Consider the following 13,916-nt stretch of genomic DNA (forward strand, 5'->3'; position numbering starts at 1 on the left):
TTCTAATGTGTAAATAAGTCTTCCATCCGCTTCCACATCTGGGGTTCCTCATCAAATCCTTTGTACTGGGGCTGCATATAGTACCAGAACTGTCCGCTCTGGTCTCTGACCACAATGCCTCCCACAAGATCCTTCCCCTCATATCTGCCCTCTGCGATATATTTGTAGAGAGCATCGGATTTCTGCACATGATCCTCCTTGTTGTGGCTCACATCTTTTGTGTCAAAGATACCGGTCCGCCCGTCCCGGAACCGGACGATGAAATCCGGCTGGAAAGTGCGGCCGTCCTCTCTGCGGATGCCAAAATTGCTCTCCATATGTTCATCCCCGTTTTTCCAGAACCAGAGGGCACTCTCCTTCTTTGTCTCCAGATAGCGGATAAAATCCATCTCCAGCATATCCGGCTCTTTTTTCCCATTCAAGGGCAGATACAGCGGCTGCATGACAGACAGAGACGCCGGGATCTCCCTCACCATCTCCGGATTATAATTTCTGGATAGGGGGATCTGCCACTCTTCATTCCACCTGCCTTCTGTCTTTCTCTTGATCTCCTCTTCTTTGAACCGCCTGAACTCCAGCACCGCATCGCTGATGATCCTGGAAAAGACAGCCTGGTTGGCCACCACGATCCTCTGCATCATCTCAATGCCTCCGCCTGCCGGGCTGATGCCCAGGTAGAGGCGAAAAGTCTTGATGACCGCCTGCTTCACATTTCCCATGGACCGCTTCGGGGCAAATCCGTGGAAATTCCTGGCCAGCACCGCCTCATAGGCCTGCTGGAGATCGCTGTCCGAATAGGTAATATGCAGCGTGTCCGCCATGTCGATCCTCTGCCCTCTGTCAATATCCTGAGCATGGATGGTGAGATCGTGGATGATGCTGTCCAGCCGTTTGGTGTCAAACTCAATACCTTTTGCGGCCATTTTTTCCCTACACGCTTCACAGTCCGGCATTTTCCCCGCAGCCCTGTCCGCCTGCTCTATGTCAAAGAAAAGGCAGAAAGCCTTCTCATAAAACAGCCCGAAATGGCCTGTAATATCCCCAAAATCCACTCTGTTCCTGTAGTAGGAAGGCAGAGTGATATCCTGGTAGCCGCTGATCCGGCGGGAAGTCAGATTTTTCAGTATGTTGGGCTGGTACTCTTCCTTCTTGATGATAATGGACTGGATGTTGGTGTACACATAGGCTGCATCCAGCAGTTCATTGTCGTAGGATCTTGCCTCCGGCATCCGCAGGATACGCCCCACGGTCTGTATCTCAAACGTCACGCTGGAGGTCTCCCGGAATTTCACCAGCACATGGGCTCTGGGGCAGTCCCATCCCGTGTCAATGGCCTGTTTAAAAAGGAGGAAATCCACGCTGCTCTTATTTTTGTTCAGCAGCTCCTCCTCACTGTTGATCTTCTCCTCGCTGAGCCAGATGGCGATCCGGTCATCCGGCACTCCTTTCTCCCGCAGGAAGCGAAGAACACTCTCTTTTTTCTCCTCCCCCGCATCTGCGTTGGGGAGCTGGATCAGCATCAGGGGATTGACCCTGGCATGGATCCGCTCAAATTCCTGCCGGATCTCTTCCCTTTTCCGGTAGGCGCTCTCCAGCACCAGCCGCTCCGAGTGGATCTCATCATCTATGATCTGTTCCAGGTCTTTGTTGATGATCACTTCCTTCTTGATCATACCCGCATCGATCACTTTCTGGGGCGGCACCTGGATGGTCACACCGGCCCCCTCTTTAAGGAAGCCCGGAGTTGCGCTCATCTCAATGGTCAGGAAGGGGCGTATGATCTCGTCCCGCAGCTCCAGCGCCCTGGGAGTCCCCGCACTCCTGTGGCACTCGTCGATGATCAGGATGATCCGGATCCCCTTTGTCCGGGTATTTTCCAGGACTTCCGGGAAATTGTATTCATCCTTCTCCTTCATCAGCACATTGGTGAATTTTCCATCCCGCTTGTTGCGGATCTTCTCCCAGTTGAGAAAGACCAGCTCCTTTTCCCTGATCGAGTCCCTGGAGCCGAAAAACTCGTCTTCCAGAAGACTGCACTGGACTGCCGGGTTGATCTCCTTTTTCACGCTCCGGAAGCTGTGCTCATAGAGATTGCCCGCGCCGATGGACACCCACAGAAAGCAGACCGGCTTCTCCGTCTCCCTGGCCAGCGCCCCGATAAACCTGGTCATCATGTAGGTCTTGCCGCTTCCGGTGGGGGACTGAAAGACAATGGTGTTCTGCCGGTCCCGGTCCAGGCAGCCTCTGGCCTGATACAGAAGATCATCTATGGCTTCTTCCTGGTATGGTTTTTCCTGTTTCATGTATCGTTTACTCCTTGCTCAATCTTACCACTTTTTTGTAAAGTTCCAGTATCCTGTAGGGGATGGGCTCTATCCGGTAATCTTCCACATCCATCAGCTCCCGCTCATCTACCTGGTCTCCCAGGGCAAAGATATAGAGGGCCTTCGGTCCCTGCAGCTGCTCCAGCCGCTCCACAAACAGATCATAGTCCATGCCGAACACATCAAAGTATACACAGGTATACCCCTTTTCTTCTCCGTCTGTGTAGATCCGGAATTCCTCCGTCGCCTCCTTCAGCACGTGGGTCCCCTCCTTTACACAGAGCATGGGGATACACTTCTCCGTCAGGTCATAGTAAAGCTGGTCCCTGGATCCGGACAGTCCCACAAAGTTCGTTCTATAATAAAGAAGATTTCCCTCCAGCGGCTCATACCCGTCATAACCTTGCAGGACATTCTGCATCCTGGGCCAGGTGACCGAGCTGCATATGCCGTTTTCCTCCGCATAGTCCAGCCACGCAGGATCTTTCTTCTCTTTCATCCCGTCAAACTGCTTTTTGGACAGGCTCTTCTCCTTACGGAAATTTTTCTCCGTCTGCTTGCTGATCTCGTTGTTGGTGCAGAGAATGAACTTTCTGTTTCCGCCATGCTCTCTGTTAAATTCAAGCAGCGCCTGGCCTGTGCTCCCTGATCCCGCGAAGAAATCCAGCACAACCGCCTCCGTCTTGTCCTCCAGTCCGCCCATGGTAAAGAGGAACTTTAAAAATTCCACCGGTTTCTTCCCGTTCCGGAACTCTACGCCGCCCTCCCGGGCCACGTTGTTGAAGTCCACCTCAAAATCCAGGAAATTGGGATAGGGGAATTCCTTGACCGCGCTTCTGTTCACCGGCAGCCCCTGATAGTAGTCGCCGTTCTTCCGGTTCTTCCCCTGCTCCGGGATGGTAAAATACCGGTATCCCAGACCGTCCGCCCCCATGTCCATGACCTTGTAGAGGAAGCCTGCCTCCGACTCAAACCGCTCGTTCAGATAGGCCATAAAAAATCTTCCAGAGGAATTTCCCTCTTTCAGCGATCCCCGGATATTGGTCACCGAGAGCGCATCTGCGGAGGGCTTTCCCTTGATGATCTTGTACTGGTCCGGGCGGAATTTGTACACCGTCTTACTTCCCATCCGCTCTTCCTCCGGCGCATCTGTCAGCTCCTGCACACGGTACACATATTTTTCAATGGAAGAGTTGTCCTCCCTCCTTTTGCTCACCCGGAATTTGTCGGATTTCCTGTAAAAGAGCAGGAATTCTGTCACCTCATGGAAATCCTTGTCCCCCTTCAGGATCCGGTCCTCATGGCGCACCTTCACGCTGAAGGTGGTGAGGTAATTTTTCTCCTTAAAAATCCGGTCGCACAAAAGTTTGAGCACGAACAGCTCATTTTCATTGATGGAGATCAGGATACACCCGTCCTCCTTCAGCAGATCCCTTGCAAGCCGCAGCCTCTTCTCCATAAAGTTCAGCCACTTGCTGTGCCGGAACCCGTCGTCCGCATCCACAAAATGATCGTTGTAGACAAAGTTGTCATTCCCCGTATTGTAGGGAGGATCTATGTAGATCAGATCGATCTTCTCACTGTGGGTGTAGGTCAGAACACTGAGGCTGTGAAAATTGTCCCCCTGGATCAGCAGATCGTTCTGGAAGGCCGGATCCCGGACAATGTCTCTCTCCGGCACCTCCTCAAGGACCGGTACCATTTCGCCGCACTGTTCCACGATCTTCTCAGGCTCCCGCTCTCTGTCCCAGGACAGCCCCAGCTTTCCGCTCTCACTCTCGTTCAGTTCATATATATATTCCCGCAGCTCCTCTGCGTCCATATTTTCCAGATTTTCTTGTCTTTTATCCATGTCTTCTCCTGTCTGCGCTGTTTTGTCTGCACTGTTTTGCCTGTGCTATTTTGTCTGTACCGGCATTCAGATGCAGCACTGTTCGATCTTTCCGATCAGGCTTTTCGTCTCCCGGATCACATCCCGCATGGTCATGATCTGCTGCATCTCCTCCTCCGAGATATCAATGATATCCACTTGATTCAACAAATCTGATGATTCCTGCACAACCCGCTCGTACATCTGCCTCATACGCCCGGACACTGTTCCGCCGTCCCGGTCTTCCTCCGGCGCACCTGTATACTGATAGTGTCCTCTCTCCGGAGATATGTATCCCGGCATGTCCAGGAGCTGTTTCAATCCTCCGGCCAGGTGTCCCGAGCGATAGTCTGTGATCCCTCGGCCTGCCAGGCGCTCCTTGATCTCCCGGATCGCCAGGGGCCGGCCTTCCTGCTTCAGGATATCAGCCGTGTTTTCCCGAATTTTCGCTGTGATAGACTGGCTCATACTTCTTCCTCCTTCTTGTCCGCTTTCCGTCTGTTCTTGTCTTTTGATTCATTTTATCATATTTCATTATTTTTTCAAGTAGTTTACTGATGTTTTTTGTTTTTGATGGAATGGATTCAATTTTGACAAAAGCTACTTTGATGCCAAAGGGGTTCCAGAAGATACAGCACCTGAACTATTTGTTAGAGATACTCCCACAACTCTCCCGCATCCGGCGAAGCGCCGACATGAGCGTCTGGGAAACTGTGGGCTGTGCAATACCAAGTTCCTTTGCAATCTCCCACTGTGTTTTCCCATAATAAAAATACGTGATCACAATATCTTTTTGCCGCTCTGTCAACATTCCCATCAACTCCAGGATCTTTTCTTTTTCTATCAACTGCTCCAATGGCGGCAGTGCCGGAGAAGCCAGTAAAAACCATTCCTCCGAGACAACATGGTAAGAAACCACCCTTCCCTTGCAATATGAATCCCTGTTCTTTGCCAGACGATCTTCCCCCTCCAACAACAGGCGCACATACCACTCCTGTCCCTCAAAGAAATCGGCATCTACACAGATTTTCTGTCCTTCATTCTCATAGTAGTAATCCCCACAGCTATATACTGGAAAAACAGTGGTATATTTTCCCACCCGGTAAAGTGCATATCCTTCACGGAACACCGAAAGTTGCACTCCCTCGCCATTTTATCAAATATCTGCTGGGCACTATCCTTGCTGCATACCATGACTTCGAAGACCGCTTTGCTCTGGTAGAAACAAAACTGTCGGCACTGGAAACGGTACGCCGAGCCACAATGAATAAAATCGGACGTTTTACGAAGCAGGATATCCGGGAACTTTGTCCTTCTCTGAGCGTCAGTTCCGTAGAGGGGGCGCTACGCAAACTGGTAGCATCCGGTGAACTGAAACGAGAAGGCAAGGGAAAGAATATCTGCTATTACAGGTTGAAATGATTCCCTCAACAAAACCTATGTTCCCTTAAATATAGAGAGTATTTAAGGGAATTGGTGTGATAATAAGGTTAAGCACCTATCCAAAGTAGGTGCTTTTCTTATGCCCATTTTTAGAAAGGAGGGTGATTTGATATGAGTATATTTTCAGGACTTTTTCGCTCCAGAGATAAGCCCCAGAATCGGACATCCGGCAGTGCCTACAGCTTTTTCTTTGGCGGAAACACTGCAGGTAGACGAGTGAATGAAGCAGACGCCCTTGACAAAAAGGCCGTCAAAGAATTGATTCGTAATTCGGATAACCAGACAGTACAGACCGCTCTCATACTCCGACAACAGCTTGCAAAATCCCCCGTAAAAAAATACCAGGCAATACAGAACGCAGTCTGCAGGGGCGGCAATATGTCATGGACGGAGATTATGAAATGCTGGAGCTTCTCTACGACTCCGTACCGGCAGTTCTGTCCGAACTGATCTGCACCGCCTTTATTCCGCGCCCTGGATACAAGTTCATCGTCAGCGACTTCTCCGCCATTGAAGCCAGATTCCTCGCCTTCCTTGCCGGCAAAACATGGAGACCAAAAGTATTCGCAGAGGGGAAAGACATCTACTGCGCATCTGCTTCACAGATGTTCTGCGTACCCGTAGAAAAGCACGGCATCGACAGCCACTTCCGCCAAAAAGAAAAAATTGCGGAACTGGCCCTTGGATATGGCGGATCCATGGGAGCTCTTAATTCAACGGGAGTTTTTAATGTATTCCCATTGGCTCAATGAACTTGCCGGAAATTGTTCCATTCCTACTGGAATACAATTCAAATCAAGTAAACAACTTATTGCTGCTTGTCTCTCCGTTTTCAAATCTTCATATGTAGAACTTATGAATACTTGATATTTTCTTTCCATGTACATCTCTCTTTTCCACCTGTATTATTAGTCTATTGTTTCATTTTCCAATTTAGGCAAATTATTTAAACTCACATTTTCCAGCGTATGTATCTGTTGTACCGCTAACTTTCGAAGCAATTCCATCCGCTCTTTTTGATTCTTTCCTTGACTAATCAATACAGCATTATAACTTTCCAGATTTGCAAGTACCAGTAACTGATTCAATGTTGCTACATCCCGCATATTCCCTTTAACAGTCGGATTTTCATCTTTCCATTGTTTAGCCGTCTTTCCAAACAAAACAACATTCAGCATATCTGCTTCATTTGCATAGGTATACGCTACCTGTGCGGGTGTTAATTCTGGCGGTATCAAATTATCCTTAATCGCGTCAGTATGTATCCTGTAATTCAACTTAGAAATCTCTCTGTTCAAATTCCAATTCAGAGATAGCCGACTATTCTCGTCAGTCTTTAATCTCCTGTAATCTTTCATGATATATAACTGGAATTCAGGAGAAATCCATGTTGCGAAAGACATAGCAATATCGCTATGGGCATATGTTCCGCCATAACGTCCTGCTTTTGAGACAATACCGATAGCTTTCATCTGCGTAATCCACTTTGTCGGTGTCATAACAAAACGATTTAATCCAGCCTCTTTTTTAACCGCCTCGAATTGCACACGGTTAAAATCTGGATTATGCAATTCTTCCCAAACGCCTAAAAACTCAATCGTATTTCTATTTCGCATCCAGTTTTGAATCACAAATCGAGGGTCGTCCTCATTTCGATATTTTGCAATATCCGTTAATGAAATAAACTCATTTTCAAAATTTGTAGTATAGATTCCTATGTCAATACCTTTTGCATGGATAGTCTCCTTAACAATTTTCGCCATAAGTATCCTCCTCTTCCCACATTTCCCGATATGCTTCAATATAATCCCTAATACAACCGGGATATATATCCAAATACTTTCTACATACCCTTTTGTACAATCCCAGGATTTTTTCATCACACGCAAAATCCAGTAAATAATCTAACAAATGTGACAATTCATCTTCTGACACGGTTCTGCCTTTTCTTTCGGCTGCTTCAATTCCTCTGTCGCATTAGGCGCATCATATATTGTTAATCCCAATGCCCTTTTCACTTCTGCAATATAAGCGGTATGTACCTTAAATCCATACTTTTTCTCTACATATTCCTGTATCATCTTATATGTGATTTTCGGTTTTGGCTGATAACGCTATCTGGTGATTTGTGGGACAAAAGTACAACCGTCTCCACATGCAAAGCCTCCAGTGCATCCATCGCGCTGCTTTCATCATGAACAGCTCCTGCTTCACGATCATTCAGTCTGTCTCCGGAAGGCGAGTAACTCACAGATCCCGACTCAGCTATTTCATTATCTCTCTCCTCCTGCGCATCCAGGCGTTCCTGCACCTCTGCGGGAACAGTTCCCGCCGCCGTCTGAGTCTGTTCCGTCTGCAGAGGCTTCCCCAGTATCTGCCATGCAAAATAACCGTTTATCGCCAGAGCCGCCGCAAGCGCCGCAAGCAAAATTCTGGTAGAAAACCTGGGTGGTTTTTTCTTTGGTCTCCCTTTTTTCATAATCTCATTCCTTTCCGTTTCACCTATTTATTATTATCCCCCTCTGCATTATCTCTGTCAACATATCCCAAATTTTCAGCGGGTGTCGTTTTCTAAAAATGCCTATAGCATTAAGATGCTTGTAAATCATCAAAGTTGAAAATATGCGTTTCTATATTCAGGCGGCATCCGGCTCAGATATTTTCCAAATAGTTCCTCTGTAATTTCCGTTTTTTTATAACAAAAAGCCTCTGTCGGTTCTCTGAATGAATTCTCAGACCGGCAGAAGCTTCACAGCCCGCTTCGTATTCGGATAATATTCAATTAATACACTTCCGGCTGTCTCCAGTCTTTCATAATCCTGCCCCGATATCTCCACCCGGATCTTTTCCCCCTGTAGATCTATGCCCAGCAGATAATAATGATGTGAGAAAATACCTGTATGCGCCTGCGTCCCGCTCAGCTGTATGTCTGTCAATATAGCTGTCTGCGGGCCGGCCGCAAGATCAGGCACTATGTCTTTTGAAAACCAGAGTGCGGCAGCCATACATACAATAACGGCCGCCGCCCCCACAGCCTTCCCTGAAAAGGACAAAGCGGTTCTGTTCCTTAAAATCCTCATGATCACAAAGATACACGCAATCCATATGACCGCGGCATTGCAGAGTTCATCCAGAAGGACAAGATTCCCTGTCTCTGGCAGCAGCAGACCGGCCGCTATGACTGCCAGCACAAGAATACAGAGAATGATCTCATATTTTTTTATTTTTCTTTCCGATCTGACCATGATGATATCATCCTTTCCCTGCATACTTTTATCTAAACAGTCGGATATTCCGGCTATACTTCATTAAAAGTAATCTCTGGTGATCCTGATATTAAAGCAGTTAAATTCCCTTTCAAAACAAATTATATAAGACTTAGGTATATACCGGAAGACAAGTTTAAACCAGCCATGATGCTCCGGAGCTGAATTTTCCTCAGACAATACCACACTGCTTTTAAACATATGAAATATCTCCTCTTTTACGAATGCCAGCGCATCTGATCCTGTTAAGTACTTACCTGACTTCATATAAAGTTCCTGTCCCTCCCTGTCCTTCCATCAGACTTATAATACCATTTCTCCATGAATATTCCTTTGCATAATCAAGGCACGTTTTGCCAAAGTTATCTTTTTCACAGATATTTGAACCGTGATCTATCAAATATTGATATACCGGCATGGCCGCCTCTGTCGGCAGCTTCACAACGGTAATCGCATATTTAAGCGGTATCGCGCCATATTTATCTTTTCCGTTTATGTCCACCCCCGCCTCAACCAGAAGCTGAGTTGCTTTTAACATATACTGCGGATCGGGTCTCATTACAGAGAAATAAAATATATGCAGCGCATTTCTTTGGTCTTTCGGACTTTTATAGTTGACATCCGCTCCCTCAGATAATAAAAATTGAATCATCTTTATTTTTTCATCTGTATTATGGTCATTGACAAACGCCAATTGAAGCAGACTCAATCCTGCATATTTATTGAACAGATTCGAATCTCCTGTATAAAACTTCAGGAAATCCGAATAAGTCCCCTCTCTTACCGCATCAAAAATATTTGTAATCCTCATAAACCACCCTCCTCAAATCACTCAATCTTGCTCAATAACTTTGTCATCACCCCTTTTCAAATATGACGGCATTTTCTCAATACACTTCTGCCGCAGTTCTCCCGCCTTTGTCCTGTCTGCCGGTTCCGGAAAAATGCGACTGCGGGACCGGAAGTATGCATTAAGTTCTCGGATTTGCCGGGCACTGACCTGAACTCCAGATCAATTTTCACCACATCCCCGGTTGCATAAAGAAAAACCACCGGTGTCGTGTCCCGGTTCATTATGTTGAAAGTTACTTTGGCTCCTCCCAGAATCGCGAGTTCTTTCGGAATATATCTTCCATTGATCCGGAGCCAGTGCTCACTTTCAGCAAAATCTGTCCACCGCAGTGATTCTGACTTTAACTCAGTGATCGTCTCAAAATTTTCGTTTTCGAGCAGTTCCTCCTGCTCTTCTTTTGTAAGCCGCCTGTTCAGAGCGGGCAGACTATGGTATGTTGTTCTGTAATATCTGAGCAGGCGCGGCAGCGTCAGGACTGCGCCCGCCAATGCAAGAACACACGCCGCCAGCGATGGAATATTATCCGGGCAAGACAGTGTTCCGGCACAGCCAGCAATCGCCATCACTCCCCATACACAAAGTGCAAGAAATTTTTTAATGGGATATCCTCTCCGCCACTCTGTTTTTCTCAGCTGTTTCATTATTTCCCTCTGACAACTTCGCAATTTTATCTATCTCAAAGAGTATAGGACTTTGATAATCCGTCGTTTCGTCAGCAAAACACCGCGCTATGCTGTTCCAGTGAATATCAGGAAGTTCATTGACATTATCGCAGGATATAATCTGTAACATAACGTCATATATTTTTTTGATTATTCCCGAATACTGTAACTGCGTATTATAATCCAAACGAAGCATCTGTATAATTTTTTCACAATGCCGCTTTATCTCTTCCATGTGCTTTGGAGAACCTCGTCTAACCACTTCATAAAAATTTCGCTTGAATCTGTCCCTGTCTTTGCGGAACAGATACTTTCATATTTATATTTCGTGTCTATTTTACCACATTTACAGTCATAGATCATTTTTAATTCTGTGGGGACAGGTTTTCCATAGTGTATGCATATTTGTTTTATCTTCTCCAGATCCGATTCACCAAGATCCAGGAAATCCCATATCGAGTCTGTATCGGCAGCTATATTATTTGTTGTTTTAATCTGACCGTCAATCTTGAAAAATGCATTGAAAGAAATACTGCTTTCTTCGATAGAGCCATAGGCATAAACCTTATCAGCTCTATTACCCGCAAATTCGACACATAGCGAAATAATCTGTGACTGCGCATCCATAAATTCATCTTCAAATTCTCTATCCATGGCGTCCTCCTTTGAAACAAGACTCATTTTTTCTCTAACTTCCACTGTATTCTCCTGACAACAGCATTTCTCTCACTTCATCGTACTCGTCCGGCAGCACCTGCGACAGTAAGCCGGACGCTTTTACACGGAACACAGTCCCGTCCTCATATTCCACTGCCAACACCATGTACTGGGGATCTGTGATCTCCTCTTCATCTGTTCCGGATTCCCAGCTGAAAACTCCGTACTTATCCAGCGCCTCCACCATTTGCTGTCCGTCCGCATAATATCCGGCCTGTGTCTGGTAGAGATCATCAAAGAGATATGCATCCGACGTTTGATACCGTTTTCTATCCGGCAGATCGTAATATACACATTCCGTACCTGTATTCTTGTTTTCCATAAAAGCAATGGCATATACATTCTCTGTAAAATCAAACGTACGGTTTTCTATGTCGTCTTCAATGAGATAACTCACATCGATCAGCCCGTCTTTGCGGTCCGGTTCGTATTCTTCCAGAAGTAAAGGTATGTTGAGCGTATCCACATCTTCCTCCGTGATGGCAAAATCTTCAATAAACTGTTCAAGGTCGGCTCCGCGGTACTGTTCTTTTGTAAGTCCTGCCGCCCGGATCAGTTCTTCCGGAGTGATCAGCCTCTGTTCTGAGAACCTTTCTTCCTTGTCTTCTGTCACATAGATTCCCGGTTTCTGATCCAGACTCCAAAGAAACCAATCCTTGTTAAAAGTTTCTTCTGTAGTGATCTCTATTGCAGTAAGCCCTGCTTTATCCGGTTCTTCTCTGTGAAAAGGAATATAAATATATGCTATTTTATATTGTGCTTCATCTGTAATAACTGAATACTGCCCTTTCAATTCCCGCCAGATTGTTTTTCCGTGTTCACTTTTTTCATGAGAACTTGCATTTCCTTTCCAGCTTTTACATTGGCCTTGAAAAAACTCTATGAAGTCTTCTGCCTGTTCAGTTAAATTTAACGTACTGTCCTTAGCATATTGTGAAAATAATTCGGTCAGTGCTTTTACATCTTCCTTTTCTGCGCAATCGATAATGTTTTCTATCATTTCATCCGCTAATTCTTCATCGGAGCGATATTCATTGGATGATCCTCTCCGTAAAACTATGCATCCGCTCAGGCTGCATACAAGGGTACAGCATACCGTAAGCAATAAAATCTTCCTCATGATATTTCTTCCTCTCAGTTAATACACCGTCACTTTCCCGTTCCCGGAAATCGCGCATTCCGCCTCTTTGGTATAGACATCTTCCCGGAGCTTGTCCTCATAATCGGATCTGTCGATCTGCAGCCATGCTTCGGACTCTGTCATCCGCAGATAAAGCCCCGTCGGCACGCCCTGGCAGTTCTCTATCAGCCAGTCCGGCACAGCCTCCAGAAATGTCTCATACTGTTCTGAGCACAGGGCGTCATCCATAAAAATATACGTCACAGCGGAAACCTCGTTCAGAACCGGTTCTGCATCTGCCGCACTGCTGCCGCCATTCTTTATTTCCGTGTAAATCTTTATTCCTTCGGCAGGCAGATACTGCTCCGCGAATGCGCGTACCTGCTCTTCATACACAGGACGCATCAGAATTGCTCCGTAATCATCTTCATACCGGTACAGCCCATTTTCATATGTACGGTACACCGTCACAATATCCGATTCATCCCCCTGTTCGGGATATACCTTCAAATGCTCCTGTTCGATCGCATCTCCCGGCGCATAAGATACATAATGGAATTTCTGCTGATATTTTTCTTCCAGCCATGTCAGCATATCCTCAATTGACGTAACTGCACTCTTCTGTGTGTCGGTCAGAGCACTGTACTCTCCCGGAAGGCCTGTTTCCCGCATAATTTCCTTCTGCAGCTCATCCTCTCCTGTACTGACATAGCTTTTTTCCCACTCATCCGGTCCGAAATTAATCGCCTCATCAGGCAGCGTTCCCTCTACGACCGTTGCGCCGGTATGGCAGTTTATAATTTCAGCATGGATATGCCAGTCCGGATTTCCTGTCTCCATAATGCCTTTCAAAGCATAGCTTGTGGTAAGCGACAGCAGAACTTTTGCCTGCAGGATGCCGTCTATGTTTTCGTCGTACCTGTACACCACTCTGCTGTAATCTTCGTCCAATTCACAGGAATACGAAGGATCAGCTTCCACCATATCATCCATTACTTCCCTGATATTGTCTTCATGCATCTGTATCAGCGTTTCTTTCTGCTCCGTCGTCACTTCGATTATCATATCATCCCCATCCTGTCTGACGCTGGTGCAGTAGTCGCTGAATGCTTCTATATTATCCTGCAGATCCAAACTGGAAAACTTAATCAGCGAAGCCGGTATGGTTATTTCCTCCGTCTTTTCATCCGCAGCATCCTTCCGGTCTCCACTATTGCCTCCGTGATTTTTTTCCGGTATTGCTCCGCATGCGCTGCAGACAGATATTACGGCTGCTGCCATTCCTGCAAGCACCGGTCTGTAAAACCTTTTCATAACTAAAGTCCCTCCTCAAAGATGCCGGTATTCGGCTTATCTCTTCCGTGTCCCGTCCGGCTTATATCCCCCTGTTTCAACAGCCTCTTTTTGAATCAAGTATAACAAGAAAAGGCTGTAACTTCAACGAATCTCAGAACTTATCAAACTCTTCCCGGCTGCTGCCCTCTTATATTTATTTTACGCCATCCTTTGCCCGCCAAAAAAGGTCAATCCGCACAATGGCTGATTGACCTTTTCTGCTGAATCGAGTCTCTTATTTTGCCCGGCTTCAGATTAACTACTTTGACTGGAAGTATGGCACAGCAAAAGAAGAATAAAATGAAGTTTGATGCCACAGCTCAGAA

Annotated in this window: 13 protein-coding genes and 3 pseudogenes; 2 read left to right on the forward strand and 14 right to left on the reverse strand. The window is 46.4% G+C overall.

Features of this window, described 5'->3' with window-relative positions; all coding sequences use genetic code 11:
• Positions 1 to 2: 2 nt before the first annotated feature.
• From INF30_RS05515 to INF30_RS14725, 4 genes are all read right to left on the reverse strand, one after another.
• Positions 3 to 2,303 carry a DEAD/DEAH box helicase gene (locus tag INF30_RS05515; RefSeq protein ID WP_226394458.1) on the reverse strand — a complete coding sequence of 767 codons (2,301 nt, stop codon included), beginning with the start codon at positions 2,301 to 2,303 and terminating at the stop codon, positions 3 to 5.
• A 7-nt stretch (positions 2,304 to 2,310) separates the two neighbouring features.
• A complete protein-coding gene (locus INF30_RS05520; protein ID WP_226394459.1) occupies positions 2,311 to 4,176 on the reverse strand; it encodes a site-specific DNA-methyltransferase in 1,866 nt (621 codons plus the stop codon).
• Between the two features lie 66 nt (positions 4,177 to 4,242).
• Positions 4,243 to 4,662: a hypothetical protein gene (locus INF30_RS05525; RefSeq protein ID WP_226394460.1), complete on the reverse strand. Its 420-nt coding sequence runs from the start codon at positions 4,660 to 4,662 to the stop codon at positions 4,243 to 4,245.
• Between the two features lie 175 nt (positions 4,663 to 4,837).
• The gene (locus tag INF30_RS14725; RefSeq protein ID WP_226394461.1) at positions 4,838 to 5,323 is read right to left on the reverse strand and encodes a sigma-70 family RNA polymerase sigma factor; all 486 of its coding nucleotides are present in this window, start codon (positions 5,321 to 5,323) and stop codon (positions 4,838 to 4,840) included.
• A 23-nt stretch (positions 5,324 to 5,346) separates the two neighbouring features.
• Here INF30_RS14725 and INF30_RS14835 point away from each other — a divergent pair.
• Positions 5,347 to 5,616: pseudogene (locus INF30_RS14835) on the forward strand (Fic family protein); the annotation flags it as partial.
• A gap of 132 nt (positions 5,617 to 5,748) precedes the next feature.
• Positions 5,749 to 6,371, forward strand: a pseudogene (locus INF30_RS14840) (DNA polymerase); the annotation flags it as partial.
• Here INF30_RS14840 and INF30_RS05545 read toward each other — a convergent pair.
• The 10 genes and pseudogenes from INF30_RS05545 to INF30_RS05590 all read right to left on the reverse strand — a co-directional run bounded on the left by INF30_RS05545 (position 6,351) and on the right by INF30_RS05590 (position 13,569).
• On the reverse strand, positions 6,351 to 6,524 hold the full coding sequence (locus INF30_RS05545) for a DUF4062 domain-containing protein (RefSeq protein WP_311136001.1): 174 nt from the start codon (positions 6,522 to 6,524) through the stop codon (positions 6,351 to 6,353). The pseudogene INF30_RS14840 and the gene INF30_RS05545 overlap by 21 nt on opposite strands.
• 21 nt (positions 6,525 to 6,545) lie before the next feature.
• Positions 6,546 to 7,400, reverse strand: coding sequence for a KilA-N domain-containing protein (locus INF30_RS05550; protein ID WP_226394463.1), 855 nt, complete (start codon positions 7,398 to 7,400; stop codon positions 6,546 to 6,548).
• 314 nt (positions 7,401 to 7,714) lie between these two features.
• Positions 7,715 to 8,116, reverse strand: a complete 402-nt coding sequence (locus tag INF30_RS05555; RefSeq protein ID WP_226394464.1) for a hypothetical protein — start codon at positions 8,114 to 8,116, stop codon at positions 7,715 to 7,717.
• 253 nt (positions 8,117 to 8,369) lie between these two features.
• On the reverse strand, positions 8,370 to 8,882 hold the full coding sequence (locus tag INF30_RS05560) for a hypothetical protein (RefSeq protein ID WP_226394465.1): 513 nt from the start codon (positions 8,880 to 8,882) through the stop codon (positions 8,370 to 8,372).
• A gap of 274 nt (positions 8,883 to 9,156) precedes the next feature.
• Complete coding sequence (locus INF30_RS05565) at positions 9,157 to 9,714, reverse strand: ankyrin repeat domain-containing protein (RefSeq protein ID WP_226394466.1); 558 nt, start codon at positions 9,712 to 9,714, stop codon at positions 9,157 to 9,159.
• 56 nt (positions 9,715 to 9,770) lie between these two features.
• On the reverse strand, positions 9,771 to 10,397 hold the full coding sequence (locus INF30_RS05570; protein ID WP_226394467.1) for a hypothetical protein: 627 nt from the start codon (positions 10,395 to 10,397) through the stop codon (positions 9,771 to 9,773).
• Positions 10,398 to 10,640: 243 nt separating this feature from the next.
• Positions 10,641 to 11,117 carry a hypothetical protein gene (locus tag INF30_RS05575; protein WP_226394468.1) on the reverse strand — a complete coding sequence of 159 codons (477 nt, stop codon included), beginning with the start codon at positions 11,115 to 11,117 and terminating at the stop codon, positions 10,641 to 10,643.
• Positions 11,107 to 11,748 (reverse strand): hypothetical protein, encoded by a 642-nt coding sequence (locus INF30_RS05580; protein ID WP_226394501.1) that lies wholly within the window; start codon positions 11,746 to 11,748, stop codon positions 11,107 to 11,109. The genes INF30_RS05575 and INF30_RS05580 overlap by 11 nt, the downstream gene beginning before the upstream one ends.
• A 69-nt stretch (positions 11,749 to 11,817) precedes the next feature.
• Positions 11,818 to 12,255 (reverse strand): annotated as a pseudogene (locus INF30_RS14895) (DUF5104 domain-containing protein); the annotation flags it as partial.
• A gap of 18 nt (positions 12,256 to 12,273) precedes the next feature.
• On the reverse strand, positions 12,274 to 13,569 hold the full coding sequence (locus INF30_RS05590) for a hypothetical protein (protein WP_226394469.1): 1,296 nt from the start codon (positions 13,567 to 13,569) through the stop codon (positions 12,274 to 12,276).
• Positions 13,570 to 13,916 lie beyond the last annotated feature (347 nt).

It is taken from the genome of Claveliimonas monacensis (assembly GCF_014982975.1).
In the GTDB taxonomy this organism is placed as follows: domain Bacteria; phylum Bacillota; class Clostridia; order Lachnospirales; family Lachnospiraceae; genus Claveliimonas; species Claveliimonas monacensis.